27 protein-coding genes and 3 tRNA genes are annotated in these 25,478 nt (G+C 63.8%); 8 read left to right on the top strand and 22 right to left on the bottom strand.

Translation table 11 applies throughout. The features are described 5' to 3' along the window. Positions 1-4: 4 nt before the first annotated feature. Both KIT10_01680 and creD read right to left on the bottom strand, forming a co-directional pair. The gene (locus tag KIT10_01680; protein ID MCW5897950.1) at positions 5-3,199 is read right to left on the bottom strand and encodes a right-handed parallel beta-helix repeat-containing protein; all 3,195 of its coding nucleotides are present in this window, start codon (positions 3,197-3,199) and stop codon (positions 5-7) included. Positions 3,200-3,352: 153 nt separating this feature from the next. Continuing rightward, positions 3,353-4,726: a cell envelope integrity protein CreD gene (creD, locus tag KIT10_01675; GenBank protein ID MCW5897949.1), complete on the bottom strand. Its 1,374-nt coding sequence runs from the start codon at positions 4,724-4,726 to the stop codon at positions 3,353-3,355. Positions 4,727-4,842: 116 nt separating this feature from the next. On the opposite strand from creD, the gene KIT10_01670 reads away from it, so the two are divergent. Beyond that, positions 4,843-7,023 carry a S8 family peptidase gene (locus KIT10_01670; GenBank protein ID MCW5897948.1) on the top strand — a complete coding sequence of 727 codons (2,181 nt, stop codon included), beginning with the start codon at positions 4,843-4,845 and terminating at the stop codon, positions 7,021-7,023. An 8-nt stretch (positions 7,024-7,031) separates the two neighbouring features. On the opposite strand, the gene KIT10_01665 is transcribed toward KIT10_01670, so the two are convergent. The 3 genes from KIT10_01665 to KIT10_01655 form a co-directional block, all read right to left on the bottom strand. Further along, positions 7,032-7,105: transfer RNA gene (locus tag KIT10_01665), tRNA-Arg, on the bottom strand. A 56-nt stretch (positions 7,106-7,161) separates the two neighbouring features. After that, positions 7,162-7,236, bottom strand: a tRNA-Pro gene (locus KIT10_01660). A 569-nt stretch (positions 7,237-7,805) separates the two neighbouring features. Further along, positions 7,806-7,898 (bottom strand) — tRNA-Ser (locus KIT10_01655). A gap of 123 nt (positions 7,899-8,021) precedes the next feature. Here KIT10_01655 and KIT10_01650 point away from each other — a divergent pair. Beyond that, on the top strand, positions 8,022-9,200 hold the full coding sequence (locus KIT10_01650; protein MCW5897947.1) for an acetyl-CoA C-acyltransferase: 1,179 nt from the start codon (positions 8,022-8,024) through the stop codon (positions 9,198-9,200). 100 nt (positions 9,201-9,300) lie between these two features. Continuing rightward, a complete protein-coding gene (locus KIT10_01645; GenBank protein ID MCW5897946.1) occupies positions 9,301-10,074 on the top strand; it encodes a C40 family peptidase in 774 nt (257 codons plus the stop codon). A 6-nt stretch (positions 10,075-10,080) separates the two neighbouring features. Here the strand turns inward: KIT10_01645 and KIT10_01640 are convergent, their stop codons facing one another. The 15 genes from KIT10_01640 to KIT10_01570 form a co-directional block, all read right to left on the bottom strand. Further along, a complete protein-coding gene (locus tag KIT10_01640) occupies positions 10,081-10,896 on the bottom strand; it encodes a class D beta-lactamase (GenBank protein MCW5897945.1) in 816 nt (271 codons plus the stop codon). A gap of 17 nt (positions 10,897-10,913) precedes the next feature. Further along, the gene (locus KIT10_01635; protein MCW5897944.1) at positions 10,914-11,414 is read right to left on the bottom strand and encodes an SRPBCC domain-containing protein; all 501 of its coding nucleotides are present in this window, start codon (positions 11,412-11,414) and stop codon (positions 10,914-10,916) included. 37 nt (positions 11,415-11,451) lie between these two features. Continuing rightward, on the bottom strand, positions 11,452-11,826 hold the full coding sequence (locus tag KIT10_01630; GenBank protein ID MCW5897943.1) for a DUF1428 domain-containing protein: 375 nt from the start codon (positions 11,824-11,826) through the stop codon (positions 11,452-11,454). Positions 11,827-11,893: 67 nt separating this feature from the next. Then, positions 11,894-12,271, bottom strand: coding sequence for a DoxX family protein (locus KIT10_01625; GenBank protein ID MCW5897942.1), 378 nt, complete (start codon positions 12,269-12,271; stop codon positions 11,894-11,896). A gap of 38 nt (positions 12,272-12,309) precedes the next feature. Further along, the gene (locus KIT10_01620) at positions 12,310-13,005 is read right to left on the bottom strand and encodes a DUF1801 domain-containing protein (GenBank protein ID MCW5897941.1); all 696 of its coding nucleotides are present in this window, start codon (positions 13,003-13,005) and stop codon (positions 12,310-12,312) included. 4 nt (positions 13,006-13,009) lie between these two features. Then, positions 13,010-13,567: an SRPBCC family protein gene (locus tag KIT10_01615; protein MCW5897940.1), complete on the bottom strand. Its 558-nt coding sequence runs from the start codon at positions 13,565-13,567 to the stop codon at positions 13,010-13,012. Positions 13,568-13,627: 60 nt separating this feature from the next. After that, complete coding sequence (locus KIT10_01610; protein MCW5897939.1) at positions 13,628-14,305, bottom strand: DUF998 domain-containing protein; 678 nt, start codon at positions 14,303-14,305, stop codon at positions 13,628-13,630. A 54-nt stretch (positions 14,306-14,359) separates the two neighbouring features. Beyond that, the gene (locus KIT10_01605; GenBank protein MCW5897938.1) at positions 14,360-14,953 is read right to left on the bottom strand and encodes a YdeI/OmpD-associated family protein; all 594 of its coding nucleotides are present in this window, start codon (positions 14,951-14,953) and stop codon (positions 14,360-14,362) included. A gap of 21 nt (positions 14,954-14,974) precedes the next feature. After that, positions 14,975-15,436 (bottom strand): GyrI-like domain-containing protein, encoded by a 462-nt coding sequence (locus KIT10_01600; protein MCW5897937.1) that lies wholly within the window; start codon positions 15,434-15,436, stop codon positions 14,975-14,977. A 3-nt stretch (positions 15,437-15,439) separates the two neighbouring features. Next, positions 15,440-15,832, bottom strand: a complete 393-nt coding sequence (locus KIT10_01595; protein MCW5897936.1) for a DUF1801 domain-containing protein — start codon at positions 15,830-15,832, stop codon at positions 15,440-15,442. A gap of 18 nt (positions 15,833-15,850) precedes the next feature. Then, positions 15,851-16,285 carry an SRPBCC family protein gene (locus KIT10_01590; GenBank protein MCW5897935.1) on the bottom strand — a complete coding sequence of 145 codons (435 nt, stop codon included), beginning with the start codon at positions 16,283-16,285 and terminating at the stop codon, positions 15,851-15,853. A 52-nt stretch (positions 16,286-16,337) separates the two neighbouring features. Next, on the bottom strand, positions 16,338-17,678 hold the full coding sequence (gene arr / locus KIT10_01585) for an NAD(+)--rifampin ADP-ribosyltransferase (GenBank protein MCW5897934.1): 1,341 nt from the start codon (positions 17,676-17,678) through the stop codon (positions 16,338-16,340). Beyond that, complete coding sequence (locus KIT10_01580) at positions 17,675-18,097, bottom strand: hypothetical protein (protein ID MCW5897933.1); 423 nt, start codon at positions 18,095-18,097, stop codon at positions 17,675-17,677. The genes arr and KIT10_01580 overlap by 4 nt, the downstream gene beginning before the upstream one ends. Then, positions 18,097-18,447, bottom strand: coding sequence for a winged helix-turn-helix transcriptional regulator (locus tag KIT10_01575; protein MCW5897932.1), 351 nt, complete (start codon positions 18,445-18,447; stop codon positions 18,097-18,099). The genes KIT10_01580 and KIT10_01575 overlap by 1 nt, the downstream gene beginning before the upstream one ends. A gap of 124 nt (positions 18,448-18,571) precedes the next feature. Further along, on the bottom strand, positions 18,572-19,606 hold the full coding sequence (locus tag KIT10_01570) for a helix-turn-helix domain-containing protein (protein MCW5897931.1): 1,035 nt from the start codon (positions 19,604-19,606) through the stop codon (positions 18,572-18,574). A 107-nt stretch (positions 19,607-19,713) separates the two neighbouring features. Between KIT10_01570 and KIT10_01565 the strand changes: the two genes are divergently transcribed. Beyond that, entirely contained in the window at positions 19,714-20,532 is an 819-nt protein-coding gene (locus tag KIT10_01565; GenBank protein ID MCW5897930.1) for a sterol desaturase family protein, read from the top strand. A 63-nt stretch (positions 20,533-20,595) separates the two neighbouring features. Here KIT10_01565 and KIT10_01560 read toward each other — a convergent pair whose 3' ends face one another. Then, positions 20,596-21,546, bottom strand: a complete 951-nt coding sequence (locus KIT10_01560) for an NAD(P)-dependent alcohol dehydrogenase (protein MCW5897929.1) — start codon at positions 21,544-21,546, stop codon at positions 20,596-20,598. Positions 21,547-21,635: 89 nt separating this feature from the next. On the opposite strand from KIT10_01560, the gene KIT10_01555 reads away from it, so the two are divergent. After that, entirely contained in the window at positions 21,636-22,010 is a 375-nt protein-coding gene (locus KIT10_01555; GenBank protein MCW5897928.1) for a helix-turn-helix transcriptional regulator, read from the top strand. 21 nt (positions 22,011-22,031) lie between these two features. On the opposite strand, the gene KIT10_01550 is transcribed toward KIT10_01555, so the two are convergent. After that, positions 22,032-22,397 (bottom strand): helix-turn-helix transcriptional regulator, encoded by a 366-nt coding sequence (locus KIT10_01550; protein ID MCW5897927.1) that lies wholly within the window; start codon positions 22,395-22,397, stop codon positions 22,032-22,034. A gap of 355 nt (positions 22,398-22,752) precedes the next feature. Between KIT10_01550 and KIT10_01545 the strand changes: the two genes are divergently transcribed. The 3 genes from KIT10_01545 (at position 22,753) to KIT10_01535 (ending at position 25,384) form a co-directional block, all read left to right on the top strand. After that, positions 22,753-23,499 carry a type 1 glutamine amidotransferase domain-containing protein gene (locus KIT10_01545; protein ID MCW5897926.1) on the top strand — a complete coding sequence of 249 codons (747 nt, stop codon included), beginning with the start codon at positions 22,753-22,755 and terminating at the stop codon, positions 23,497-23,499. A 108-nt stretch (positions 23,500-23,607) separates the two neighbouring features. Further along, on the top strand, positions 23,608-24,540 hold the full coding sequence (locus KIT10_01540) for a hypothetical protein (GenBank protein ID MCW5897925.1): 933 nt from the start codon (positions 23,608-23,610) through the stop codon (positions 24,538-24,540). 37 nt (positions 24,541-24,577) lie between these two features. Next, positions 24,578-25,384 (top strand): DUF481 domain-containing protein, encoded by an 807-nt coding sequence (locus KIT10_01535; GenBank protein ID MCW5897924.1) that lies wholly within the window; start codon positions 24,578-24,580, stop codon positions 25,382-25,384. Positions 25,385-25,478 lie beyond the last annotated feature (94 nt).

Genomic DNA, 25,478 nt, shown 5'->3' with positions numbered 1-25,478 from the left:
TCGCTTACGGGATCTGCCCGAAGCGCACGGCCGTGGGCACCGAGCCGCCGATCACCTGCAGGATGATGTCACGATCGTTGGCGGCGCCTGAATACTTCACCACGCCATCGAGGTTCACATCCTCGGCGTGGTAGCCGGGCAGCGTTCCACTGGGCACGGTGCCACCGATGGCCGCCAGTACAGGGTCGCGGTCGTTGCCCAGGCCGGTGTAGCGCACGGTACCGTCGCCGTCCACATCACCGGGCCACAACACGCGCTTGCCGTTGACGATGTTGGTGGGTTCCTGCCCGAAGATCACCACGGTGGCGTCGGTGAAGTCCACGGTGGTGCCGCTGCCGGGCAACACGAAGGCCGTCATGGCGCTCAAGTGGTTGCGGTGCCGCACGGACAGGAACTTGCCCTGCGGGTCGGTGTCGAAGGCGACCAGGTTCTGACCCTGGGTGGAGACCACCTGGCCATCGGCCCGCACCAGTGCGGCGCGGCGTGCGGCCACCGAGGCGTTGGCATCGTGGTAGCGCAGTTCCAGCACCACCCAATCCACGATCGCGGCCGGGCCGGTGGCCTGCAACAGCGCGGGGTCCAGGCTTTCGCCGCTGTTCTCCACCTCCACGCCCAGGGCGGTGTAAGGCTCGGTGGCGGGGATCAGCCCCTGGTCGCGAAGGTCGGTGCGCATGGTGTTGCTGGCGGATTGGTAGGCGCCGCCGAGGAAGACCCTGGCCCCCGCGGTGAAAGGCGCCTGCGCGGAGCAGCCTTCCTCCTCCACGCGGTAGGCCGCCAGCGAGCGGTAGGGCTGCAGCGTCACCGGGAAATCCAGCAACGCGCCATTGGTATCGCGCCAGCAGCCATCGAGGGAAAAGGACTGCGCCACGGGCTGGTCGTTGTACAGCAGCTTGTGCCGCACGTTGGGGTCCAGCGGCTGCACGGCCACGCGCTCGAAGGTGATGTTGTCCAGCCAGAAGGTGGGCTCGGTGTAGTGGTTGATGAACTGGATGCGCGCGGGCTCGGTGCGATCGCTTTGCAGGATGATGGTGAGGTCGCGCCGTTCGCCATCGAAAGGCAGCTGGCGTTGGAAGAAGGCGTAGGGCGTTTCGATCTGCGACTGGCCCTTCACCTCGAACTGCACCAGCCCCATGCCGGTGGATTGCAGGCTGATCTTCGCCCGGTAGTACTGGCCGTTCTGGATGCTGGCCATGGCCGTGGGGTGCAGGAAGTGGACGTCGTAGCTGGCGTTGTTGGCGAAGTGCACCTTCATGGCGCCGTTGTCCAGCAGGGAAAAGTCCTGCGTGATCTGCGCCTGCGTGGGCCAGCCGGTCCAGCCGTTCACATTGGCGGTGAAGTGGCCGTTGACCACCTGGTCCACTCCGAGCACCTCGGTCACTTCAAAGGGGCTGAGGCGTTGCGGGCTGCGTGCCGAGGCGGCGTCCGTGTTGAAGGCGGCCTGCCACATCTCCAGGGTGAAGGGCTTGTTGAGGCTGGCCGGGAAGATGTGCTGGCGGATGCTCAGTTCTTCATACGGGCTGTAGTACCGGTTGCCGCTGAAGGTGCCGAAGTTCACCGGCTGGGCGCTGTACACATGGTATTGCCGCATGCACAACTGGTCCGGCTTGATGCTGTACATCACGTTGCCCGAGTAGATGGTGTTGAAGCTGGGCACATAGAAGGGCGGTGATCCGCCGGGGGTGTTGTTGTTGCTGTAGTCGCTGAGGCTGAGCTGCACCTTGTTGTCGAACAGCACGTTGTCGCGCACGATGTTGCCGCTGTTCAGCATCGTGTGGTCCACGTGGATGCCCGCCCCGGCGCAGCGCGCCACGGTGTTGCGCTCCACGATGCTGTTCTTGATGACCCGGTTGCCGAAGTAGATGCCGAAGCCGATGCGGTAGTAGATGTTGAAGTTGGTGGCCACGCTCTCCAGGTCGCACACCATGTCCAGGATGATGTTGTCACGGATGATCACCCCGTCGCAATCGTCGAAGGTGATGGCGGCGCCATCATTCAGGATGGAGGTGGCATGCATCACCACGTTGCGCTCCACCACGCCGTTGTTGGTGGTGCCGATGCCGATGTAGCCGATGTTGTCCAGCCGGTTGTCGCGCACCACGGTGTTGGTGCCGGAGATCACGATCCCCATGTAGCCCCAGCCGTCCTCGCCCATGCCGGGGTTGATGGCGATGTCGGTCATCACGTTGTTGGCCACCATGGTATTGGGCTCACCATAGATGTTGATGGCCGTGCCGAAGGTGTTGTGGATGATGTTGTTGACGTACTGGTTGTTGCTGCCGCTGCTGGAGATGGCCTTGTAGCAGTGGCGGAACTCGCAATTGGTGACCACCACATGGTGCGCCACCTCGGTGCTGATGCCGGCCGCGGTCTGGCCCTGGAACACGATGTCCTCAATGCGGATGTGCTGCCGTTGCCAGCCGGGCGCGAAGCCGTGGTGCGTGATGCTGGCCAGCACCTGCATGTTGTTGGGGTTGGCGTTGTTGGGCGCCCACAGGTACAACTGGTTGGTGTTGGCGTCATGGAACCACTCCCCCGCCATGTCCAGCGCGTTGAGTTTGTTCTGGATGAAGAAGCCCCAGTCCTGGTTGCCGAGGTTGGACCCGATGGGCGTGATGTTGAGCGTGCCGTTGGCGTGGTTGTTCACCGTGGCCTTCTCGTAGCTCCAGTTGGTGGTGCGCACCACCACGGTGGCGCCGTTCCAATGGCCGTTGGGCTGGGTGATGTGGTCGGGGTTGCTGATGTGCGTCTGGCTGCCCTGCGCGTTGCGGAGCCAGCCGCTGTTGGGGTGACGCGCCAGGGTCATGGGCTGGCCATCCACGATGAGGTACTTGGGCGAACCGGTGAAGGCCGCCCGCCAGATGTTGCCCTGGTGCTGCACCCAGTTCACCACGGGCACGCCGCCGGAGATGATCGGCTTCTCCCCTGTGCCATAAGCGCCGAAGACCATGGGGTTGGCCGCGGTGCCCGAGGCGTTCAGGCTCAACATGCCGGGGTACAGGCCACCACGCTCGAAGAGGATGCGGTCGCCGGGCTGCATGGTCTGCGTCACCTGCTGCGCACGCTGCACGGTGCGCCATGCGGTGGCCGGCGAAGTGCCGTTGTTGTTGTCGTTCCCGTTGGGGGAAACGTAGTAGGTGACAGCGTACAGACAGACGGGGATCAGGCCCCCCAGGAGGGTCAGCGAGCGGAAGATGTTCATGCGGTTCGAGGTCCTTGCAGAGGTGCCGTGAAATTGGCCAGCACCGATCCTCGCACGACGTGTCCGCCATGACGATGATCAACAATTCGACCAGTGCGGGACCATGCCCGGCGGAGTGCCGGACGTTCCCGATGATCCGCCTTGAAAAGTGGTTCAGGGCCGATCGCCGCGCACGTTGTACCAGTCGATCTTCCGCGCCAGCGCCATCACCACGGCCAGCACGATGAACAGCCCGATGCTGCCCATCAGCAGGGCGTAGTCCTCCTGGTGGATGATGGTGAGCACGAAGCCGTAGACCAGCACCAGCACCATGGCCAGCAGGCGCGTGGCGCGCGGCATGCGGAAGACGCTGGCGGCGTAGAACACCACCAGGCCCACCACCGCCACCGCCGCGATGGCGTAGGCCGCACCGAAGCCCACATGCTCGCTCAGGGCGATGAGCAAGGCATAGAAGATGGTCAACGCCAGGCCCACCAGCAGGTATTGGATCGGGTGGATGCGCATGCGCTGCAGCACTTCCACGAAGAAGAAGACGGTGAACACCAGGGTGATCAGCATCAGGCCGTACTTGGCGGCGCGCGAACTCTTCCGGTACTCGTCCACGGGCAGGATCAGGTCCAATCCGAAGGCGCTCTCCTGGATCTGGTACGCGCGGCTGCCGGTGAACTGCTGCGGGTAGGGCCGGTTCAGGTGGAGCACGGTCCACCGGGCCGAACAGCCCTGGTCGTCGATCTTCGAGGAATCCGGCAGAAAGGCCCCTTGGAAACTCGGGTCCGGCCAGGTGGAGACCAACGATGCGGTGGTGACGCGCCCCACTGGCGACAGGCGCAGCGAGGAACTGCCATTGAGTTGCAGCGACATGGTGAAGGGCAGTTCCTGGTCCATGGCCCCATCGGCCAGGGAGAGCGGCGCCTGCACGGCGGTACCCACCACATCGGAGGATGGCGCTCCCGGCTCGAAGGCCAATTCGCGCTGCCCCAAGCGCATGGTCACCGCGCTGCGGATGCTGCGCAGATCGCTGACACCGACGGTCATGGTGGCATCGGCCCAGCGCAGCCGGTCGTTCAGGTCCAGGTCATTCGCCGAAAGCGGCTTGAACTTCCCGGAGAGTGTGATGCTTCCCCGGTAGACGACCACCTCGTAGATGCCACGTTTGCGTTTCTCCGGCTCCAGGTCCGTGGCGATGTCCAGCGTCTCGGGCAGGAAATGGGCGTGCGCGATCACGTTGCGCAACTCGTAGCGGCCACCGCCCTCGGTGCTTTCCACCCGCACCTGCGTCTCGTACGGCACACTGATCACCGGGCCGGTCACCACCTGCGGCCCGCCCCAGGTGGCGCTCACCTCCTGCTGCGCCGATTGCTTGGTCCACTCCCGTTCGTGGATGAGGCTCTCCACCATGGACAGGGGGATCAGCATCAGCAGCGCCATCACGGCGATCAGCGCCACGCGCAGGGTCATGGAGCGGCGGATCCACGAACCGGATCCATTGGAGGGCGGCGCGGGAGGTGTTGGAGGAATGGTGTCCATGGTTTGGCGATGGGGTCTTTTCCCGGCGTGAACGGGGAGCGCCATGCGGTTGGTATGCACGGCGGGAAAAAGGGCGGATCACGCACCACCCGTACCTTCCACCACCAGCCCTGCATATGATGCGCCTCCCCGCCTCCACCCTGCTGCTGTTCGCCACTTCCCTACTCGTCGCGCAGCCGCGCATGCCTGCCACCACCCGCGCAGGGCTGGACCGGCTCGCCTTGCTGGCCCAAGCAGAACCCGATCCAGCGAAACTGACCCACACCACACAAGGGAACTTCCCCACCGCTCTGGTACACGGACGCTGCATGGTGGGCTTCCTCGGCCTGCTCCACCCCGGTGCGGACCTGAACGAAATGCAGCATGGGGCCATTCGATGGGGTGCGCGCCAGGGTGACATCATCTCGTTCCGGGTGGACGTGCTGGCCCTCGATGCGATCAACAGCTTGGGCGGACTCGCTTTCGTGGAACTCGCCGGCCAAGTGGCGCCCACCCTGGACCGCGTGCTCGGCGCCACCCGCGTGGACAGCGTGCACCTGGGCATCAACCTGCCGCAGGCCTACACCGGGCGCGATGTGCTGATCGGCGTCACGGATTGGGGCTTCGACTACACCCATCCGATGTTCTACGACACGGCCTTGACCGCCACGCGCATCCGCGCCGCGTGGGACCACTTCAAGCAAAGCGGGCCTGCGCCACCGGGCTTCACCTATGGCACCGAATACACCACACCCGGAGAATTGCTCGCCGCCAAAGGTGATACGGCGAACATTTACAGTTGGGCCACGCACGGCACGCACGTCTCGGGCATCGCCGGCGGCGGCGGCGCAGGCACGGCCTATCGGGGCATCGCCTTCGAGGCGGAGTTCCTCTTCACCACTTTTCTTGTTGATGCCGCCGCCGTGCTCGACGCCTGGACCTGGATGCACCAGATCGCGCAGCAGGACGGCAAGCGGCTGGTGGTGAACATGAGCTGGGGCCTGCATTGGATCGGCACGCTGGACGGCACCTCCCTGCTCAGCCAGGCCATGGCACAACTCGCTGCGGAAGGCGTGGTCTTCGTCACTTCCGCCGGCAACAACGGTGGTGTGGACTTCCACCTGGCCCGCACCTTCCCGGCCGACACGCTGCGCTCGCGCGTGGTCTTCTACTCCTACGCCTCGCACCCCAACATGTGGGGGCAGAGCATCAGCCTGTGGGGCGAGCCGGGCGCCGCATTCTCCGCGGGCTTCTCGCTGAACAACGGCGCCACGGTGTTGCAGGAAAGTCCGTGGTACCACACCGCCACCCAACCCTACTACCTGGACAGCCTGCTGGTGCAGGGCAACGACACCATCCTTTTCAACCTCACCTGCGACGCGGCCCACCCACTCAACGGCCGCCCCCACTTCCGACTGCGCATCCACAACCGGAGCACCATCCAGGTGGTGCTGCAGGTCACGGCCACGGCGGGCACCGTGCATGCCTGGAACGTCACCGAATTGGACAACGACGTGGGCAACTGGGGCCAGGCCTTCCTGGGCACCCAGCCGGGGTGGACACAGGGCGACCGCCACTACGGCATCGGCGAACCGGCCTGTGCCGAGGACGCGATCTCGGTGGCCGCGTATTCGGCGGAATACATCAACAGCGCTGGGAATCCGCTGGGCGGCGGCATCGCCAATTTCTCCTCCTTCGGCCCTACGCTGGACGGCCGCCTCAAGCCCGACATCACCGCGCCGGGCGTGAACGTGGCCTCATCGATCAGTGCGTGGACGAACAATTCCTACACGGCCATCCAGACCATCAACTTCCAGGGGGAGAACTACCCCTTCGCGCGTTTCTCCGGCACCAGCATGTCGTCACCGGCTGTGGCGGGCATCGCGGCGCTGCTGCTGGAAGCGGATCCCTCCTTGACCCCGCAGGCGCTCAAACAACTGCTGCAAGCCACCGCGCGAACGGACAGTTTCACGGGTGAGATCCCTCCGGAAGGCAGCACACGCTGGGGCATGGGCAAGGTGAACGCCTACCACGCCATGCTGGAACTGCTGGGCCTGGTGGGTGTGCCGGAGATCGGTTCGCAGGGGATCGGGCTGTGGCCGAATCCCGCCATGGACCAGGTGTTCCTGTCGTTGCCTGATGACCAGGGAGCCGCGCGCATCACCGTGCAGGATGCCATGGGCCGGGTGGTCGCGGACCTGCCATGGAACGGAGCAGGACCGATGGTGCTGGAAGTGGCCGGTTGGCCCGCCGGGCTGTACGTGGTGCGCGCCTCATGGGGAGGCCAGCAAGCCAGCGCCCGCTTCATCAAGCCTTAAAGGCTTCGCGATCCCGGCAGGACTCGAACCTGCGACCACCAGCTTAGAAGGCAGGTGCTCTATCCAGCTGAGCTACGGGACCAGCGCTGGCAAAGGTGCGAACAAGAAAGGCCAGCCCCTTGGCTGACCTTTCGTTCGTCGGGGTGGCAGGATTCGAACCTGCGACCCCCTGCTCCCAAAGCAGGTACGCTAACCGGACTGCGCTACACCCCGAACAATGGGCGGCAAAGAACGGGGAAAAGGGCGTTCATCCGACGATGAAGTTGGGAGCGCCCGAGGACGGGCCAACCCGAAGGGGGAGGCATCAACGAAAGCCCTGATCGCTTCGCTCCCTGGCTTTTTCATGCGCGGCCCTCGCGCAAGCAAGCTTGGCTCGGACGAGGATGGGATGGCCCGAAGACGGGCTATCCCCAAGGGGGAGGCATCAACGAAAGCCCTGATCGCTTCGCTCCCTGGCTTTTTCATGCGCGGCCCTCGCGCAAGCAAGCTTGGCTCGGACGAGGATGGGATGGCCCGAAGACGGGCTATCCCCAAGGGGGAGGCATCAACGAAAGCCCTGATCGCTTCGCTCCCTGGCTTTTTCATGCGCGGCCCTCGCGCAAGCAAGCTTGGCTCGGACGAGAATGGGATGGCCCGAAGACGGGCTATCCCGAAGGGGGAGGCATCAACGAAAGCCCTGATCGCTTCGCTCCCTGGCTTTTTCATGCGCGGCCCTCGCGCAAGCAAGCTTGGCTCGGTCCGCGCATGAAAAAGCCCGGCCACCACGTGGCCAGGCTTATCGTTGGCGGAGAGGGGGGGATTCGAACCCCCGGTACCGGTTGACCCAGTACGGCAGTTTAGCAAACTGCTGGTTTAAGCCACTCACCCACCTCTCCTTGTCGGACCGCAATGAACAGCCCCCTTGTTCCGGGGGCGGCAAAGATAGAAGGCCCTTCCGATCGGGGAAGGAAGGGAACGACGCGGCTACCTTTGCCGTCCCTGAACGAAAATCACCAGACATGTCCAAGGAAGTCGTCATCGTATCCGCCGTCCGCACCCCCATGGGCTCCTTTGGGGGCGCCCTTTCCGAAGTACCCGCCACCCAGCTGGGCGCCACCGCCGTGAAAGCCGCCGTGGAGCGGGCCGGCATCAAGCCCGAGCTGATCCAGGAGGTGATCATGGGCAGCGTGCTGCAGGCCAACCTGGGCCAGGCGCCCGCGCGGCAGGCGGCCAAATTCGCCGGCCTCCCCGATGCCGTGGCCTGCACCACCGTGAACAAGGTGTGCGCCAGCGGCATGAAGGCGATCATGATGGCCACGCAGGACATCAAGCTGGGCGATGCTGAGATCGTGGTGGCAGGTGGCATGGAGAGCATGAGCCAGACGCCTTTCTATGTGGAAAAGGCGCGCTACGGCTACCGCTACGGCCATGGGCAAATGATCGACGGCATCGTGAAGGATGGCCTCACCGACGTGTACCACCAGACCGCCATGGGCGTGAGCGCCGAACTGTGCGCCAAGGAGCATGGCATCAGCCGCGAGGAGCAGGACGCCTTCGCGATCGAGAGCTACAAGCGCAGCGCCGCCGCATGGGCCGCCGGCAAATTCGCCGATGAAGTGGTGCCCGTGACGGTGAAGACCCGCAAGGGCGATGCGGTCGTGGGTGAGGACGAGGAGTACAAGAATGTGAACTTCGAGAAGGTCCCGGCACTCAAGCCCGTGTTCCAGAAGGATGGCACGGTGACGGCCGCCAACGCCAGCACGATCAACGACGGAGCCGCCGCCCTGGTGCTGATGAGCGCCGACAAGGCGAAGGAACTCGGACTGAAGCCGCTGGCGCGCGTGCTGAGCTGGGCCGATGCCGAACAGGCGCCGGAATGGTTCACCACCACACCCGCCAAGGCCCTGCCGCGCGCGGTGGAGAAGGCCGGACTGAAGATGAGTGACATCGACTTCGTGGAATTGAACGAGGCGTTCAGCGTGGTGGGCATCGCCAACACCAAGCTCATGGGCCTGGACCCCGCCAAGGTGAACGTGAACGGCGGCGCCGTGTCGCTGGGTCATCCGCTGGGGTGCAGCGGCGCGCGCATCATCGTCACGCTGATCAATGTGCTGAAGCAGAATGGCGGCAGGTATGGTGCGGCCGGCATCTGCAACGGCGGCGGGGGTGCTAGCGCGATGGTCATAGAAGCCCTCTGAACCGATCACCGGCTCGCCCGCGTAGCGTTTGGACACGTCACGTGTTGCGAGGCCCGGGACCGCGACACGCAACGCGCAACAGACAAACCAGCCACCCACCATGCCCGCGGTCATCTCCCCCCTCTCGATCGTCCCCGTGCGAGCCGAACCCGACGACCGCGCCGAGATGGTCTCGCAATGGCTCTTCGGCGAAACAGGCGAAGTGCTGGAGGAGCGCGGCAACTGGAGCCGGCTGCGTTTCGACCACGATGGCTATGAAGGCTGGGTGGACAACAAGCAGATCGCCCCCTGCCCCACCCCGAACTACGATCCGGACCAGCGGGTGATCGGCCCCAACACCATCGTGGACCTGGGTCACCGGCAGGTGGTGCTGCCCTACGGCGCCGTGCTTCCATTCCATGAGGAAGGCACCATCCTGTGGCAGGACCGCCGCGTTACCGTGCAGGCCGTGACCAACCACCGGCCCGAGTTGGAACGCGCCGACCTGATGGAGTTCTACCTGCATCCCTTCCTGGGCGCGCCCTATCTCTGGGGCGGCCGCACGCCCTGGGGCGTGGACTGCAGCGGGCTCACGCAGATGATCTACATCCTGTTGGGCATCTATCTCCCGCGTGATGCGTCGCAGCAGGCCGGTGAGGGCGATGTGGTGGAACTGCTGGACCTGTGCGAGCCCGGCGATCTCGCCTTCTTCGCCAACGACGAGGGCCGGATCACGCATGTGGGCATCGTCCTCACCCGCAACGAAGAGGGCGATCTGCGCATCGCCCACAGCAGCGGCCGCGTGCGGATCGACAAGCTGGACCACCAGGGCATCTTCAACACGGAGGCCGGGGTGTACACCCACAAGCTGCGGATGGTGCGGCGGGTGCTCTGAACACGATCATCGAGGCCACGCCCCGACCTCACGCAGCACCGCTTTCGCGATAGCGATGCGCGCCCCCGCGAAGGTGGCATGCGCGGTATCCGGTGTCATCACCCGGTTGGCGAAGAACCAGGGTCCTCCCACGGGCGCTTCCACCCAGCCCACGTACCAACCGATGCTGCCTTCGTCGCCGATGGCCCAGCCGGTCTTGGCGCGCATCACATGGCCCAGGGTGTCCTCGCGCACCATGATGTCCTTCACGATGGCATAGGTGCTTGCGCGGAAAGGCAGCTCCTGGCGTTGCACCCGCTCCAGGAAACGGACCTGTTGGCGTGGGGTGATCCGCAGTCCACCCCGCACCCAGCATTGGTCATAGCCGCCCGTGGTGTCGGCGTTGCCATAGTCCACACGATCCAGCCAACGCTTGAAGGTCTCCGGGCCGGCTTCGCGGACCACATCGCGGAAGTACCAGTACACGCTCACGTCATAGGCCTGGCGCAGGCTGAGATCGCGGTTCGCCGCTTCACGCCCGTAGTCGGCACCATCCCAGGCCTTCACATGGCCGGCGTCCTTCACGATACCGGTCTCCAAGGCGAAGAGGCTGCCGAAGATCTTGAAGGTGCTGGCGGGCAGGGTGGCCACATCGGCCTGGGCGCTGTCGATGAAGACCCAATGGTCGCGGCCGGCATCGTGCAGGATGAAGGATCCGGTGAGCCGCTCGGCATCGTACAGGTGGCGCAGGTCGTCCCGGACCTCGCGCGAAGACCTGATATGTACCGGGGCGGAATTGCCGCAACCGAGCAGCAGCAGAAGAAATGGAAGTGCCTTGCCCATCGGCCTGGATGATGGCATCAGGCCACCTGTTGTCGTCCGATCCGCTCCGCCAACGCGTCCATGCTGTCGCACCAGCCTCCGATGTGGCTGTCGCGCGAGGCTTCGGAAACGAGGCCGGTCTGGCGGAACTCGAGTCGCGTCCTGGTGCCCTCCTCATACAGGTCCACGGTCACCAGTGTGCGGTGGTGGGCTGGATTCACGTCCACAGGAGCCTTCTCCCACTGGTGCGTGAACGCCAGATGGCCAACGGGCTTCATGGCCGTATAGGTGCCATAGCTGGGGATGTCCTCGCCATCGGGCGTGCGCAGCACCACGCGCCAGTGGCCGCCTTCGCGCAGATCATTGTCCGCCGAAATGGTACTGAAGGCCGCGCAACCGAACCAATGGACGAGCATCGCGGGGGTTGTCCAGGCCTTCCACACCAACTCGCGCGGGGCATCGAACACGCGGGTGATGCGGATCTCGTCAGGCGTGGGTGTGCTGACGTTGTTGCGGGTGCGTTGGGCGGTGGCGTCCATGCATGCGAATGTAGCCGCATGAAGCAAGTACGCCCATTCAACCGCATTCGACGATCGCCTTGAAGCCACCGTACGCCATTCGCTTGTCATCGAAGATCTTCGGCGACATCATCTGTCGGTACATCTCGTCCATGCGCGGGTCGGCAAGCACCTTCTTGTTCACCTGGTCGCGGTGCCTGCGGTCCTTGAACACGATCCAGGAGAACATCACGGTTTCTCCGGGTTTGCTCTTGGTCATCTTGGGGAATGGCAGCATGGGACCTGTGTTTTCAAGGTCATCGCCCATGCACTCCCAGTACTGCAATGCGCCATACTCCATCCAGATCTTGCCCGCAGCGGTGGCCATACGCTTGTAGCGGGCCATGTTCACCTTGGGAACGGGCAGGACGAACGCGTCGATGTAGTGTGCCATGTGTTGGAGGGTTGGGAAGGTGGGAACAGTTCCGGCCTTTGACCGGTATCACAACTGGAATGGATGTTCAGGAAACGTCCGACAGCCGCTTGTGGTGCAGTGCATAAGCCACGATGAGCACGCTGATGAACAGCAGCATTGGCGCCCAATGGGCGAAGGGATCGCCCACGGCATGGAAGGAGAACGCCCCCGCCACCAGATCGATGAAGAAGCCGAAGTAGGCCCACTCCTTCACGCGCGCCGGCATCATGGGCAGCAGGATGGCGATGGCACCCACCACTTTGGCCCAGGAGATCAGCTTGATGAAGTAGAGCGGATAGCCCAAGTGATCGTGGAGGAGGGCCACGGCTTCCGGATGCAAGGTGATACCACCGATGCTGCTGAAGATCATGAACCCGCTGAAGAGCGCGGTGACGATCCAGTAGGTGATGTTGAGCTTTTTCATGGGTTGGCGTTCCGTGCATGATCCGGAGCCGAGTTGGTTCAGTTCGACTTCCTTGTCCTTCCCTTCGCGGTCGTTTTCACCGGCCACCGCACCTCGATCTCTGCCGCCTTCGCTCTCAGCAGCGCCTTCAGCACCTCCGGGGGTATCGGCTTCTCCGGCGTGAACTGGATGGAGCCCTTGCCCATCTTGAATCCCTTGAGCGCTTCCCTGAAGCCGGGCGGCACCGATCCGTACAAGCCGCAATGGTTCTTCGAGGCGCCCACGTACACCAGTGGATGGCCGTTGTACCGGAAGGCGGGCACGCCGTAGGCGAAGGCTTCCTCGGTGCCCGGCACGGCCGCGAGGATCTGCTTGCGCAAGTGATCCAGGGCCTTGCGCTGTTCCGCGGGCAACTGCTTGAGGTATTCGTCCGTGCTGGCCGGCTTCTTGGGAAGATCTCGCATGGGCTTGGCGGGCGATGGGAACTGAAGGCCGGCGGCTTCCAACGCCTTACGCAGTATGGGCAGCGAGGCCGGGCCGAAGCCGTGCAACGCGAGCAGGTCCTTCTCGCTTCGTGAGGCCAACTGCTCCAGTGAACGGATGCCCGCACTTTCCAACGCCCGGCGCGCGGGAGCGCCAAGCTTCACCATCCAGCCGTCCACCGGGGCCCGTTCGGCTTCACATTGCGGACAGGTCGGGCAGTCGCTTGTCTTGTTGTAGCGATGGCCCTTCGGGCAGGTGCGCATGGGAGTCATCAGTTCATTGCTCCAGGTCCATGGTCTCCACCGGAATACCCCTCATCACCGTGTTCATACGGCGGTGGCCCTCCTCGAACTTCTCCCCCAGCATGTCATCGAAGCTCACGAAGAGGCACATGATCTTGCTCATCCAGCTGTGCTCACCGGTCATGGTCTCGGTGAGGTGCGTGCCTCCCTGAGCAGGCGCCATACGGTACTCCACCACGCCAGCACCCTCAAAGGGTTCGATGAACCGCATGTCCACCTTGATGTATTCATCCGGCTTGCTTTCGGTGATGGTGAAGCGCCCCTTGCCGAATTCCTTGTTGCCTTCCCAGAGGTAGACAGACCCCGCTCCGGTCGCAGGGCCTTCGTAGGTGTACCTGGCGTTGGGGTCGGCATCGGCCCAGGGGTTGAACTTTTCCCAGTTGCGGAAGTCGTTCAACTGGGTGAACACCACGCTGGGTGGCGCCTCGATGGTGGCACTGCGCTCCACGGTGTAGGTGTCAGGCTGGAAGCGCGAGACGATGATGATGACGGCGATGACCGCCAAGAGGCCGAGGAGGATCTTCTTGAGCATGGGGTTGTGGATGTAGGGTTCAGACCCGTGTGTTCCCGCGAGCGCCAGGCAGGAGTCTCATTAGGCACTGCTCTTTGCGGTTGATGGGCGCGAAGCAACTTCCTTGGTCAACCAGGCGGACAGCGCGACGACCCAGGCCCATGCGAAGAGCACAGCAAGGTAGAACGTGATCATGGTGATGGCATCCGGAGGTCCGGAGGCGATGCCCGCGAATGCGCAGGCGAAGAAGGTCCCGATCACGAGAGAGAAAAGAGAGCGCCCCCAGGACCGGCCTTTGGCGAAACGCAGGGCGAAGGTGATCGCCGCCATGATCAATCCTAGAAAGCCGATGCCGCCTGCCATGAAATGGAGCATGCCGTTCACCGGGAACAGGCCGGGAACGCGGTCATCCGGTGGTGGGAAATCGGCCATGGGCCCTGCCACGAAGATGCCGGCCCCGACAAGCCCCACCCCAAAGAGCCCGAGCATGCAGGCACCGAGGGTGCCGCCGAAGCGTCCACGTAGCGTGGAGAACACGCCAGCGGCGAAAGCCAGCATGAGCATGCCCGTGACCAGGAAGTTGACGATCTGCACCCAGCCCATGCGCCCGTTCGCCAGGATGCTGAGCGGATGGCGTGTGATGTCGAACCCGTCACGCAGCAGGATCTGCAACAGGCCCAAGGTCACGTAGGTCAGGCCTGCGTATGTCCCACAGCGCAGCAGAACCGCTTCTCTCCTGTTCATGGTCGCCGTTCTCATCGAGTCCAAGGCTTTCAAGGGTGTGCTACCGTGTTCCGTCATCGTGCGATGCTGTCAATGGAAGGCTTCGCCACGCTCCATCATGCCCACGAACAGCCCGAGCCGTTTCGCCCGGGTCTCGTCCTTCTTCGCGGTGTGCAGGCGGTGCAGGAACGCGTAGCGCTTGCTTCCGGTGAGGGTGTCGAAGAAGGCCTTGGCCTTCTTGTTCTTCTTCAGCGCAGCGGCGAGGTCGGGAGGCACTTTGATCGCAGTGGCAGGTGCATAGGCCTTGTCCCATTGGCCGTTCGCTTTGGCCTGCTTCACGGTTGCAAGGCCAGCCGGCCGCATCAGTCTGGCCTTGGTCAATTGTTGCACCTTCTTCTTGTTGATCTCGCTCCAGATGCTGCGCGGGCCACGTGGTGTGAAGCGCTGCAGGAAGGTCTTGTCGTCATAAGCATTGCGCACACCGTCGATCCAGCCGTGGCAAAGTGCGGTGTCCACGGCCTCGGCATAGGTGACCGATGGGATGCCGCTGTCCTTCTTCGCGATGCGGATGCGGATCGCCTGCACTGTGGCTCCGTTCCGCTCCAGCCAGGCATCCCATTGCTGGGCGCTTTCGAAGGCCAGCATCGGTTCCTCCTCCTTGATCGTCTTGGTCCGCTTCTTCATAGGTGCTGGTCAGTACTGGTGCTATCCGATCACCCAATTCAATTCCGTCATGTACTCTTTCGGGTCCTTCACCTCGTCGGGGTTGTTCAGGTAGCGCTCGAAAAAGCGGCCCGTCTCAGGCAGCTGCTGCTGGCGCACCCATTCCTGCAAGGCTGGCCAGGCTTTCGACAGACCTTCATAGGGCCCCTGGTACACAGCCCTTGCCACACGCTCAGCAGGCAAGGTGTTGTTCTTCACACGGCCACTCTCCGTGATCGCCATCGCCACTGGGAAGCCGATCTCGAAGTCGAAGGTGTCGCTGGGCCTTCGGTGGTGATAGCTGAACATCGGTCCCGCGGGCCGCAGGCCCTGGTCCGCAAGCACCTTCAGGATCTCCTGGATCGCGGGGTCCATGTGCTTGGGCATGTCCATGCCGGGGATCACCAGGTGGATGGTGGCGGCGGGCATGGCGCTGGTGGTGACGATCTCAGGTGGGGTGAGCATGAGTCAAAGTTGTTGTATCCAGTGCTTGATGACCTTGGTCAAGGCGGCCTCCTTGGCTGCGATGTCCTTTCCATCCTTGAAGACGATCTGCGCCCGGTCGTTGCCCAGCCACTTCAAGAGGCCTTCGGGATCGGGGATGCGGTCCTTCAGCACATGGCCTTTGGCCTTGGCGCCAGCGTGCAGGATGACCATGGGCTCCTTCACGTGCTTCGGCCCGTTCAACGTGGCGAACCAGTCGGTGGTCCGGTAGCTGGCCGTGTTCCACTTCACACCTTCTTCAATGGACTTGTCGGCACCGAGGATGATGACTCGAAGGGCATCGATCTCCTTGCGCAGCGGATGCTTGTGGGCATCGAGCAAGGCACTTGTGGCAGGGTCGAAACGTTCGTGGCTCATCGCTTGCCGTCGTATGGGTCATCCCTGCGCTTCCACATACGCCTTGAAGCGGTCCAGGATCGCCTGCCAGCCGGCGCGTTGCATTTCCACAGGGTTCTGCGCCTCCGCATCGAAGCTTTCCACCACCTCGGTGCCACCATCCTTCTCATTGAAGATGATCTGGCAGGTGCGGCCGTCGCTCATGGTGTAGGCGATGCGTGCTTGTCCCGGCCTTGAGCCGGGATCTTGCACATCGTCATACACACCTTCAAAGTCGAAGCTGAAACTGCCGTCGCGCGCGGCCATGGTGCTGCTGAAGGAGCCACCGGTGCGCAGGTCGTTGGTGGCCTTCGGGCAGTGCCAGTCGTCGCTGGCGGCGTTCCATCGCATGATGTGGTCGGGTTCGGTCCAGATCTTCCAGACGTGGGCCACCGGCTTGTTGACGTGGGCGGTGATAGTGATGCGGGTGGGCATTGGGGTTGGGGTTGGGGTTGGTCGGGGCGCGAGATCTCGCGCTCATACTGGTTCAGTCTTCAATGGCTTCGATGCCCTGCTCCTTCAGCTTTTGCAGATGGTCCTTCATGGCCTGCAGTTGCTCCGGCGCGTGGCCCTGCCAGTCCTTCACTTCGCCGATCACGCGCAAGGGGGCCTTGGTGCGGTAGGACTTCGTCGGGTTGCCCTTGAAGCGCTTGTCCGTGAGGTTGGGGTCGTTCTCGTAGTGGCCCGTCGGTTCCACGATGTAGATGCGGCCGCGTCCTTCGCCCTGCGCCAGTTCGGCGCCCCAGGTGGCCGCATCGAGCATGGCGGTGAGGTACACGAACCTGGCCTTCTTCTGCTGTCCGTAGTTCGAGTGGTTCCCTGGTTCGATCAGGTCACCCGGCTTCAGATCGGCCTTGGTGCCGTGGTAGAACTTCTGGTCCGTGAACAGCTGCCCCAACTGATCCAGGCCCATGGTGAAGCCCTCCTTGAAGCCCATTTCAATGATCCGCTCCAGGTCTTCCGTTGAACTGAAGTGGATCTTGACCCGGACCACGGTGCTGCCTTCCTTCTCATTGAAATGGTTCTCCCACCTGGAGCGCGGCATGGACACGTTGATGTTGCCGGCTTCGTCGCAGAAACCATCGCTGCCGGAGAAGTAGCTCTTCGGCCGCACGTCCTCGTAGTCGAAGAAGCAGTAATGACAGTCGCCTTCGGGGCCTTTCATGTGGTAGGACCAACGTCCGCCGGCGCGCAGGTCGAGGCCTGTGACCACGCAGACATAGGGCTTCGGCGCCCACCACTGGCATAGGATGTCCGCTTCGGTGAAGGCGGCCCACACGGGATCCAGCGGCGCGTTGAAGGAGCGCTCCACGGTGATGGTGCGGTCCTCTTTCCGCACGGAGAAGTTGAAGAGGGCGGGCTTGGGCTTGTTCATGATGCGTTGGGTGTATTCGTCCAAGTGCGCGAGCGTCTGCTTACCGCCTTCGATGGCCCCGACCGTCTCGATCAAGTGGTCACGGATCTCCTTGGTGGGGAACACGGTGCGAAGCGTCACCAAGGTGCCACCGTCCTGCTCCTCAAAGCGCAACTCGCCCTCGAACTGCCTGGGGTTGCCCGGTTCTCCATGGTCGTAGAACAAGCGCGTGATCGGTACGATGGCCCGGTAGGTGATCAGGTTGGGCCACACCTTGCCATCAGGGCCGGTCATGGTGTATTCCCATTCACCGCCCACCCGAAACTCCATGCGGGCGGTGCGATTGACGAATCCGTCCGGCCCCCACCAACGGTCGATGTGTTCGGGTTCGGTGCAGGCTTTCCACACCAGCGCTTGCGGCGCCTTCATGTGGCGGGTGATGACGATCTCGCGGTCGGCGTTGGGCATGGTCATGGTTCCCATGGTTCAGGGTCGATCAGGTCGGCAAGCGCGTACAGGCGCTCCTCCCAACGATCGGCATAGCCGCTGGCAAGGAGCGTGTCCGTGGTGAGAGGAAGCAAAGGCTCAATGCGCACACACACGGTGGTGAGCACGCCGTCCTCCTCGAAGGTGGCGGTGAGTCGCACGGCATGGAGGCCATCGGTCTCTTCGGCTTCCAGATAGGCGGGTGCCGCGAGAAGGATGGTGAAGCACGACCCGCTGATGGGCAGGATCCACAGGCGGCGCAGCTCCGGCTCGCACCAACGCGCCACCACCGCATCCAACGGGGCCGTGAAGGCCCGGCAGAAGCGCAGCCCGCGGGCAGGGCGCTGCGGAAGCGGTGCGCCGATGGGCTCCAGCACGGGCAGGTCGATGGGGCATCCGTCGCGCATCACTTCCTCGGTTTTTTGCCTTGCAGCTCCATCAGGTAGGCGTCGAGCCGGTCGAAGCGCGCCTCCCACATCGCGCGGTACCGCTCGATCCAGGCATCGGCTTCCTTCAATGGCTCGGCCTTCAACTCGCAGGGTCGCCACTGCGCCTCCTTTCCGCGCTTGATCAATTGCGCGCGCTCCAGCACTTTGAGATGCTTGCTAACGGCGGGCAGGCTCATGGCGAACGGAGCCGCCAACTCGTTCACAGAGGCTGGTCCGTCCGCCAGGCGCGAGAGGATCGCCCGGCGCGTGGGGTCGCTCAAGGCATGGAAGGTCATGCTCAGGCGGTCGGGGGCGATGGCGGGCGACATGCTTGTGTGCTGTTGCGAGGGCAAATATATTAAACCATTAGGTTAAATACAAGTTCGGTGATGTGCCGTTCATCACACAGTGATCGTGTTGTGGGCACTTCCCTATCGAAGCGGGATCGATCGGTCAGTTGGCCACTTGTCCCGCGAGCGACTTGCGCAAACCACCGAACCTGCGGCGGTACTGCCCCGGTGTTAGGCCCACCTTGCGCTTGAACATGCGCGTGAAAAAACCCGCATCCTCGTACCCCACCTCCAGTGCGATCGCCTCCACCGGTTCATCGCTCCCCTCCAGCATGCGCCTGGCCTCCTCCAACCTCAGGGCGTGGACATACGCCAGCGGTGTGAGGCCGGTGGCCTGCTTGAATCGCCTCGCGAACGAACGCTCGGGCAGGCCACTGAGCGCGACCATGCCGGATACTGGTGCCGGTTCGTGGAAGCGTTGCGCGGCCCAGGTCTGACATTGCGCCACCACGGCATCGGGGCTGGGCCGCAGTGCCATCGTGGCGGCGAAAGGCTGTTGCCCATCGTGGTGCCATTCGATCATGCTCACCCGCGCCACGTTCATGGCGGTCTCAAGGCCCGCCGTGCGTGCGATGAGATACAGACCGAGATCGAGCCATGAGGTGCCGCCGCCGGCCATTACCAACCGCTGGCCCTCCCCGGTCATCACCAGCGCACCCTTGGACTTCACCTTCACTGCTGGATGACGCCGTTGCATGACCTCGCAGAACGCCCAATGCGTGGTCCCCTCGTTACCATCCAACAGACCGCTTTCTGCCAGCAACATGCCGCCGGTACAAGCGGATGCGATGAGGGCCCCCGATCGGTGCCATTGGACCAACCGGTGCTTCTCCTCCTCGAACCGGCCTTCCAGTGATTCCTCCGGTGAGAGCAGCACCTCCGGAATGCACACGATGTGCGGGCGGTCCACCTCCCCCAGCGCTGCGTGCGCCGTGGTGCGCAGCCCGTTGCACAAGCTCACCTCGCCTCGCTCTTTGGCCACGATCACCGGGTCGAACACCTCGCCCGCCATCGGCTTGCCGGTCATCCGCTCGTAGTCGCGGCCCGCCATGTGGAACAGGTCGTACAGGCCATGAACGATGGAGGCCGTGGAGGCCGGGAAGGCCAGGATGGCGACGCGGATGGGCCGATCCTTCATGGCGTGACTGGCTGGAATGACCGGTCCGTGGCGGGTTTGGCGTTGATCCGAGGCTTCACGCCCCGGGACTTTTGCCCTCGAAAGATCGAACACAAAACCGAACGACCATGCCCACCCTGATCGAACTCCTCACCGACCCGGTCTCCCTTACCGTCTTCGGCATCTATGCCGCGCTGATGCTTTGGGAGGCGCTGTTCCCCGCGCGGCCATTGCCACCCGTGAAGGGATGGAAGTGGAAAGGCCTCCTCTCATTCGCCGTCTACTTCCTGCTCACCTCCTACCTGCCCTTTCTGTGGACGGAGCACCTGGCACGCTTCCAGCTTTTTGACGTGACGGGCCTCGGCGTCGCAGCAGGCTTCGCGATCGGTCTGCTCGTGCTTGAACTGGGCATCTACGTCTGGCATCGTGCCGTGCATCGCTACGACCTGCTTTGGCGCACCGTGCACCAGATGCACCACAGCGCCGAACGGCTCGACACCTTCAGCGCCTTCTGGCTTGGTCCCGTGGATTCGGTGGGCATCGCGGCCGTGGGCTCCATCTGCCTCACGCTGATCGTGGGCATCGATCCGCAGGCCGCGGTCCATGTCATCTACGTCACCACCTTCTTCGCCGTCTTCGCGCACACCAACGTGCGCACGCCACGGTGGCTGGGGTACATCATCCAACGGCCCGAGAGCCACAGCCGTCACCACGAGCGCGGCGTTCACCATGGCAACTACGCCGATCTGCCCGTTCTGGACATGCTCTTCGGCACCTTCCACAATCCGAACGACTTCGCGAAAGAGACCGGGTTCAAGGACGGCGACAGCAGCCGGGTCCTGGAGATGCTCGCGTTCAAGGATATCTCCAGCAACGAGCCAGCTACCCATGAGCAGTGGATCGAGGAGGGTATCACCGCCGACGACCTTGTTCAAAAAAGGGCGTGACAGGCAGGGAATGGTCCATGGAACGGGGTGCCATAAGCGCCCTGTTCCCGTGTTGTGCGCCCCCTATACCTTCCCCACCAGCACCGTCTTCCCCACCGTCCGCTCCCTGCGCTCCATGGCGGCGATCACCGCCGGGCCCTCGTGCAAGGGGGCCGTGCGCCCGATCAACGGCCGCAACTTGCCGTCCGCTGCCAGCCTGGCCAGGGCTTGCAGATCCTCGCGCCGCACCTTGGTGATGAGCGGATGGTGCTTGCGCGCACGCAAAGCGTTCGCGGCCCAGGCGGTGAGCATGGCCTGCGGCTTCGCGTTCAGGTCGAGGAAATGGCCACGAGGCAGGAGTGGCTTCGCCGCCTTGGCGAAGCCGAGCGCACCTGGCGTGTCGAAGACCACATGGAACCGCGCATCCAGTGTGGCCAGGTCCTGCTTGCGGTGGTCGATCACCGCGTCGCAGCCCAAGGCGCGCGCGGCGCTGGACTGATCGCCACCGCACACGCCCCACACCCGAGCGCCCAAGGCCTTCGCCACCATCACCACGAATTGGCCCACGCCCCCTGTGCAGCCCACCACGAGCACCTGCTGGCCCGCTTTCAGGTCCGCTTTCTCCCTCAGTGCCCGCAAGGCCGCCACGCCGGCCTGTGGCAGGCATGCCGCTTCGGCGAACGGGATCGCATCCGGCTTGTGCACCACGAGATCCGCGGGCAACAGGGCGAGCTCCGCGAAGGTGTTGCTCGCCTTGAAGCCCGCATATCCGAAAACCGCATCGCCGGGCTTCATACCGGTCACCCCTGCACCGATCCGCTCCACCCGTCCCGCCACATCGCAGCCCATGCCGCGCGGCATGCGCCCGCCGGTGATGATCCGCATGGCGCCCTGCCGCACCTTCATGTCCACCGGATTGATGGATGCCGCTTCCACGCGCACGGTCACCTGTCCGGCACCGGGCACAGGATCGGGGCGGTCGCCCCAGTACATCACCTCAGGACCGCCGTATTTGTCGTAAAGGAGTGCTTTCATGGCGCGTTGCTTCGGGCCCGAAACTCCTACCTTGCTCTGCATCCCGCAAGTAGTCAGGCTTTTCGGCCATAGTCACAAATTCCTGAGTCATGCCGTCAACAGTGGTCGAGCGCCGCACAGCGCTGGTTATGAACGATCCCCCGGTGGGCCCTGCGCAATGCCCGGTGACGCACACCCTGCGCTTCATCGGCGGCAAATGGAAGCCGGTGATCCTCTTCCTGGTGCGCAAGGGCTGCAACCGGTTCGGCGCCCTTCAACGCGCCATCGATGGCATCAGCAAGCAGATGCTCACCACACAACTGCGCGAACTGGAACGGGACGGCATCCTGTCGCGCACCATCCATGCGGAGATCCCGCCGCGCGTGGAGTACCACATCACCCCCAAGGGCGAGAGCCTGCTGCCCGTGGTGGACGCCATGAGCGCATGGGGGCTGGAGGACATGGGCGGTCCATGTGCCACGTGATCCGGGCATCGTACCGGTGCTTCACTTCTTCCCCAGATAGAATTCGCTCTCGATCCCTGTGTCCTTCATCAGCGCGATGCCGTACTGCCGCAGCGTCTCGATCACCGGGATCGCACGCTCGCCGCGCTTCGTCAGCGCGTACTCCGTGCGCGGCGGTACCTCGGGGTATACCGTGCGCGTCACCAGGCCGTGCTTCTCCAGTTCGCGCAAGGTGGCCGCCAGCTGCCGGTCGCTGATGTGCTGCATGCTCTTCTTCAGCTCGCTGTAGCGCTGCTTGCCCTTCTTCAACCGGTACAGCACGGGCGCCTTCCACGTGCCGCCGATGAAGGCCATGGCGAACTCGAAGGGGTTGTAGTACACGTGGCCGTCGTGGGTGAAGTCGGGCATGGGCGATCGGATGATCAGATGATGAGATGATCGGATGATCGCCCCAGCATCTTGGTTGTGTCTTTTCAATGTTGGGCCGCCTGCGGGCTGTCCGCTATAGTCCCGCCGGGCCGGCCTGCGGCTGCTCGCGCTGCGGGGGCTTCCGCTGGTCGCCTCCTCGCTGCGGCATCCGCTGGGCCTTGCCCGTCGGGAGCTGCCGCTCCCATCCCTGGCGGATGCAAAGATCGCCGCACCCCCCAGATCGGCGCATGCTTACCAAAACGTGAGTACCTCACCAATGCGCGCTACCCGCGGAAAGGGCCTGTACCTGCCGAAGGTTTGCAGCCGCAACTAGAGCAACCCCACAACTTCAACCATGAGCGCAGCACTCAACCTCATCGACCCCGCGAAGCCCAAGCGCATCGCCCTCATCGCCGCCAACCCTTCCACCAGCAAGCAGACCGGCTGGCCCATCGGCTTCTGGTGGGCCGAGCTCACCCACCCCTACTGGGAGTTCGTGGAGAAGGGCTACCAGGTGGACATCTACAGCCCCGACGGCGGCGACCTGATGGCCGACGGTTTCAGCGACCCCGAGGACGCCAGCGGCTACAGCGCGGCCGACATCCTCAGCCTCGGCTTCAAGAAAAGCCCCAAGCATGCCGAGCTCATCACGAACACCAGGCCCATGAGCGCGATCCAGGTGGCCGACTACGATGCCGTCTTCCTCACCGGCGGCCAGAGCCCCATGTACACCTTCATCGACAACGCGCCGCTGCACAAGCTCGTGGTGGACTTCCACGAGGCGAAGAAGGTGGTGGCCATCGTGTGCCACGCCACCTGCGTGCTGCTGAAGGCCAAGACCGCCGATGGCAAACTGCTCGTTGACGGCAGGACCTGGACGGGCTTCGCTGATGCCGAGGAGCAGTTCGCGGACAATTTCGTGGGCCAGCGCATCCAGCCCTTCTGGATCGAGACCGAGGCGAAGAAGCTGCCCAACACCAACTTCATCACCGGCGGCCTGTTCAAGGCCTTCGCCGTGCGCGACGGCCGCCTGATCACCGGCCAGCAGCAGTTCAGCGGCGCAGCCACCGCCAAAATGGTGATCGAGGCGCTGGGGGCGTAACGCACAACCTGGATCGAGGCACCCGCAGTGTCGACCCAGTGGGTCGACTCTACAGGTGCGATCGATCACCGTTGGTGCAGAATCGCGAACGATGCATTCCACCCCACCATGATCATCAAACGCCGCTTCGACCCGTTGAAGGTGCTGCGCTACGTGCGCAGTGAGCTGCTGCTGGCGCTGGTCGCCGCCGTGGCGGCCTACCTGCTGCACCGCTGGGAGCCGCTGGTGGCCCTGCCATTCAGCATCGCGGCCACGCTCGGCAGCGCGCTGGCCATCTTCATCGGCTTCCGCAACAACAGCGCCTACGGCCGCTGGTGGGAGGCGCGCACGCTCTGGGGCGGCATCGTCAACAGCACGCGGGTGCTGGCGCGGCTCATCATCACCTTCGCCGACAGCCACGCCCACCAGCCCAACTACGACCGCGCCCGCAGCGAGGCCTTCAAGCGCGAGATGGTGCACAAGGTGATCGCCTGGGTGCACGCCCTGCGATTGCACCTGCGCGGCCAGCAGCAGTGGCCCGAGTTCGCCCCGCTGCTGCCGCCGGCGGAATATGACGAGTTGCTGAAGGCCAGCAACAAACCCAACCTCGTGATGCAGCAGCTGGGCCACCGCATCTACCAGGCCATGGCCGATGGCACGCTCGGCGGCTTCGACAGCTTCCAGATGGAAGGACAGCTGCTGGCGCTGGCCAATCACCAGGGCGGCTGCGAGCGCATCAAGAACACCCCATTGCTCCGCCAGTACCACTACTTCACACGGCTCTTCCTGCAGGTCTTCATCGTGCTGCTGCCCTTCTGCCTGGTGGCCGACCTGGAAAAGATGGGCATCGGCTGGATGGTGCTGCCGCTGGCCCTCCTCATCAGCTTCGTCTTCGCCGTCATCGGCAAGGTGGGCGAGGTGAACGAGGACCCCTTCGAGGGCCGCATCACCGACGTGCCGCTCACCGCCCTGTGCAACACCATTGAGCGCGACCTGCGCGAGTTGCTGGGTGAAAAAGACCTGCCCGCCAAGCTGCAGGCTGTGGATGGATACCTGGAATGAGATGTATTCAAGGGTGAGAAAGAGAGAAAGTGAAGAAGTGAGAAAGTGGGGGGCTTTCTCACTTTCTCACTTTCTCACCATTCACACTCTCGCGCTCACCGCGATCATCAGCCTCACCGCCATCTCCAGCACCCACGCCCAACTCAGCGAAGCCGACACCCTGCGCTGGCAGTATCGCGTGAGCGCCACGGGCAGCTGGATGCGCGGCAACATCGAGCAGTTCATGCTGCTGGGCACCGGCGAGGTGGCGCATGTGCGTGCGCACTGGGGTGTCAAGAGCGCGATCAACTACCAGTACGGCACCTTCTTCTACCGCCAGACGCTGGGCGAGGGCATCTGGCGCAACTTCGTGTACGCGAACCCGCACGCTCAGCTCTATCCCTACCTCATGCTTTGGTACCAGCGGAGCCACCAGCGCGGCATCGACCACCGAACGCAGGTGGGGCCCGGCATCACCTATGTGCTGCTGCGCAAGCCGGGCAACCTGCTCAAGCTCTCCGCCACCGGCACTTACGAGGCCAACACCTTCCGCAGCGCCAGCTTCCGTGAACGAACCGACCTCACCAGCACCGAGCTGGAGACCTGGCGCATCACCGGCAGGCTCTATGGCGAGCACAGGATCATGGAAGGCCTCCTGCGCCTGCAGTACGAAGGCTGGGTGCAGCCCTCGCTCACGGATGCGGACAACCTGCGTGCCCACGTGGAAGCCGCGCTCAGCATCCCGCTGAAGAAGGGTTTCGCGCTGCGCCAGGCCGTGAACTGGAGCTACGAGAGCGTGGTGCAGCAGCGCAACACCTACGAGGATCTGTTGTGGACCTTCGGGATCAGCTACGAAAGGCGATGACCCATGCATGCATAGGATGCACCCGTAGTGTCGACCCAATGGGTCGACGCTACAGGTGCGCAACCGAGATCTCACCGATACCCTGCAACCCTTG

It is taken from the genome of Flavobacteriales bacterium, assembly GCA_026129465.1.
In the GTDB taxonomy this organism is placed as follows: domain Bacteria; phylum Bacteroidota; class Bacteroidia; order Flavobacteriales_F; family PHOS-HE28; genus PHOS-HE28.
Note: the sequence above shows the minus strand (reverse complement) of the source record. Positions and strands in the feature narration are given on the sequence as shown.

What these genes read in the sequence shown, in the direction of transcription:
- KIT10_01565 (MCW5897930.1), top strand. Translation starts at nt 19,714, where the DNA reads ATGCCCACCCTGATCGAACTCCTCACCGACCCGGTCTCCCTTACCGTC.
- KIT10_01560 (MCW5897929.1), bottom strand. Translation starts at nt 21,546, where the DNA reads ATGAAAGCACTCCTTTACGACAAATACGGCGGTCCTGAGGTGATGTAC.
- KIT10_01580 (MCW5897933.1), bottom strand. Translation starts at nt 18,097, where the DNA reads ATGCGCGACGGATGCCCCATCGACCTGCCCGTGCTGGAGCCCATCGGC.
- KIT10_01555 (MCW5897928.1), top strand. Translation starts at nt 21,636, where the DNA reads ATGCCGTCAACAGTGGTCGAGCGCCGCACAGCGCTGGTTATGAACGAT.
- KIT10_01550 (MCW5897927.1), bottom strand. Translation starts at nt 22,397, where the DNA reads ATGCCCGACTTCACCCACGACGGCCACGTGTACTACAACCCCTTCGAG.
- KIT10_01625 (MCW5897942.1), bottom strand. Translation starts at nt 12,271, where the DNA reads ATGAAAAAGCTCAACATCACCTACTGGATCGTCACCGCGCTCTTCAGC.
- KIT10_01650 (MCW5897947.1), top strand. Translation starts at nt 8,022, where the DNA reads ATGTCCAAGGAAGTCGTCATCGTATCCGCCGTCCGCACCCCCATGGGC.
- KIT10_01570 (MCW5897931.1), bottom strand. Translation starts at nt 19,606, where the DNA reads ATGAAGGATCGGCCCATCCGCGTCGCCATCCTGGCCTTCCCGGCCTCC.
- KIT10_01615 (MCW5897940.1), bottom strand. Translation starts at nt 13,567, where the DNA reads ATGCTCAAGAAGATCCTCCTCGGCCTCTTGGCGGTCATCGCCGTCATC.
- KIT10_01575 (MCW5897932.1), bottom strand. Translation starts at nt 18,447, where the DNA reads ATGTCGCCCGCCATCGCCCCCGACCGCCTGAGCATGACCTTCCATGCC.
- KIT10_01610 (MCW5897939.1), bottom strand. Translation starts at nt 14,305, where the DNA reads ATGAGAACGGCGACCATGAACAGGAGAGAAGCGGTTCTGCTGCGCTGT.
- KIT10_01600 (MCW5897937.1), bottom strand. Translation starts at nt 15,436, where the DNA reads ATGCTCACCCCACCTGAGATCGTCACCACCAGCGCCATGCCCGCCGCC.
- KIT10_01595 (MCW5897936.1), bottom strand. Translation starts at nt 15,832, where the DNA reads ATGAGCCACGAACGTTTCGACCCTGCCACAAGTGCCTTGCTCGATGCC.
- KIT10_01605 (MCW5897938.1), bottom strand. Translation starts at nt 14,953, where the DNA reads ATGAAGAAGCGGACCAAGACGATCAAGGAGGAGGAACCGATGCTGGCC.
- KIT10_01630 (MCW5897943.1), bottom strand. Translation starts at nt 11,826, where the DNA reads ATGGCACACTACATCGACGCGTTCGTCCTGCCCGTTCCCAAGGTGAAC.
- arr (MCW5897934.1), bottom strand. Translation starts at nt 17,678, where the DNA reads ATGACCATGCCCAACGCCGACCGCGAGATCGTCATCACCCGCCACATG.
- KIT10_01540 (MCW5897925.1), top strand. Translation starts at nt 23,608, where the DNA reads ATGATCATCAAACGCCGCTTCGACCCGTTGAAGGTGCTGCGCTACGTG.
- KIT10_01620 (MCW5897941.1), bottom strand. Translation starts at nt 13,005, where the DNA reads ATGACTCCCATGCGCACCTGCCCGAAGGGCCATCGCTACAACAAGACA.
- KIT10_01640 (MCW5897945.1), bottom strand. Translation starts at nt 10,896, where the DNA reads ATGGGCAAGGCACTTCCATTTCTTCTGCTGCTGCTCGGTTGCGGCAAT.
- KIT10_01635 (MCW5897944.1), bottom strand. Translation starts at nt 11,414, where the DNA reads ATGGACGCCACCGCCCAACGCACCCGCAACAACGTCAGCACACCCACG.
- KIT10_01590 (MCW5897935.1), bottom strand. Translation starts at nt 16,285, where the DNA reads ATGCCCACCCGCATCACTATCACCGCCCACGTCAACAAGCCGGTGGCC.
- KIT10_01670 (MCW5897948.1), top strand. Translation starts at nt 4,843, where the DNA reads ATGATGCGCCTCCCCGCCTCCACCCTGCTGCTGTTCGCCACTTCCCTA.
- KIT10_01645 (MCW5897946.1), top strand. Translation starts at nt 9,301, where the DNA reads ATGCCCGCGGTCATCTCCCCCCTCTCGATCGTCCCCGTGCGAGCCGAA.
- KIT10_01680 (MCW5897950.1), bottom strand. Translation starts at nt 3,199, where the DNA reads ATGAACATCTTCCGCTCGCTGACCCTCCTGGGGGGCCTGATCCCCGTC.
- KIT10_01545 (MCW5897926.1), top strand. Translation starts at nt 22,753, where the DNA reads ATGAGCGCAGCACTCAACCTCATCGACCCCGCGAAGCCCAAGCGCATC.
- creD (MCW5897949.1), bottom strand. Translation starts at nt 4,726, where the DNA reads ATGGACACCATTCCTCCAACACCTCCCGCGCCGCCCTCCAATGGATCC.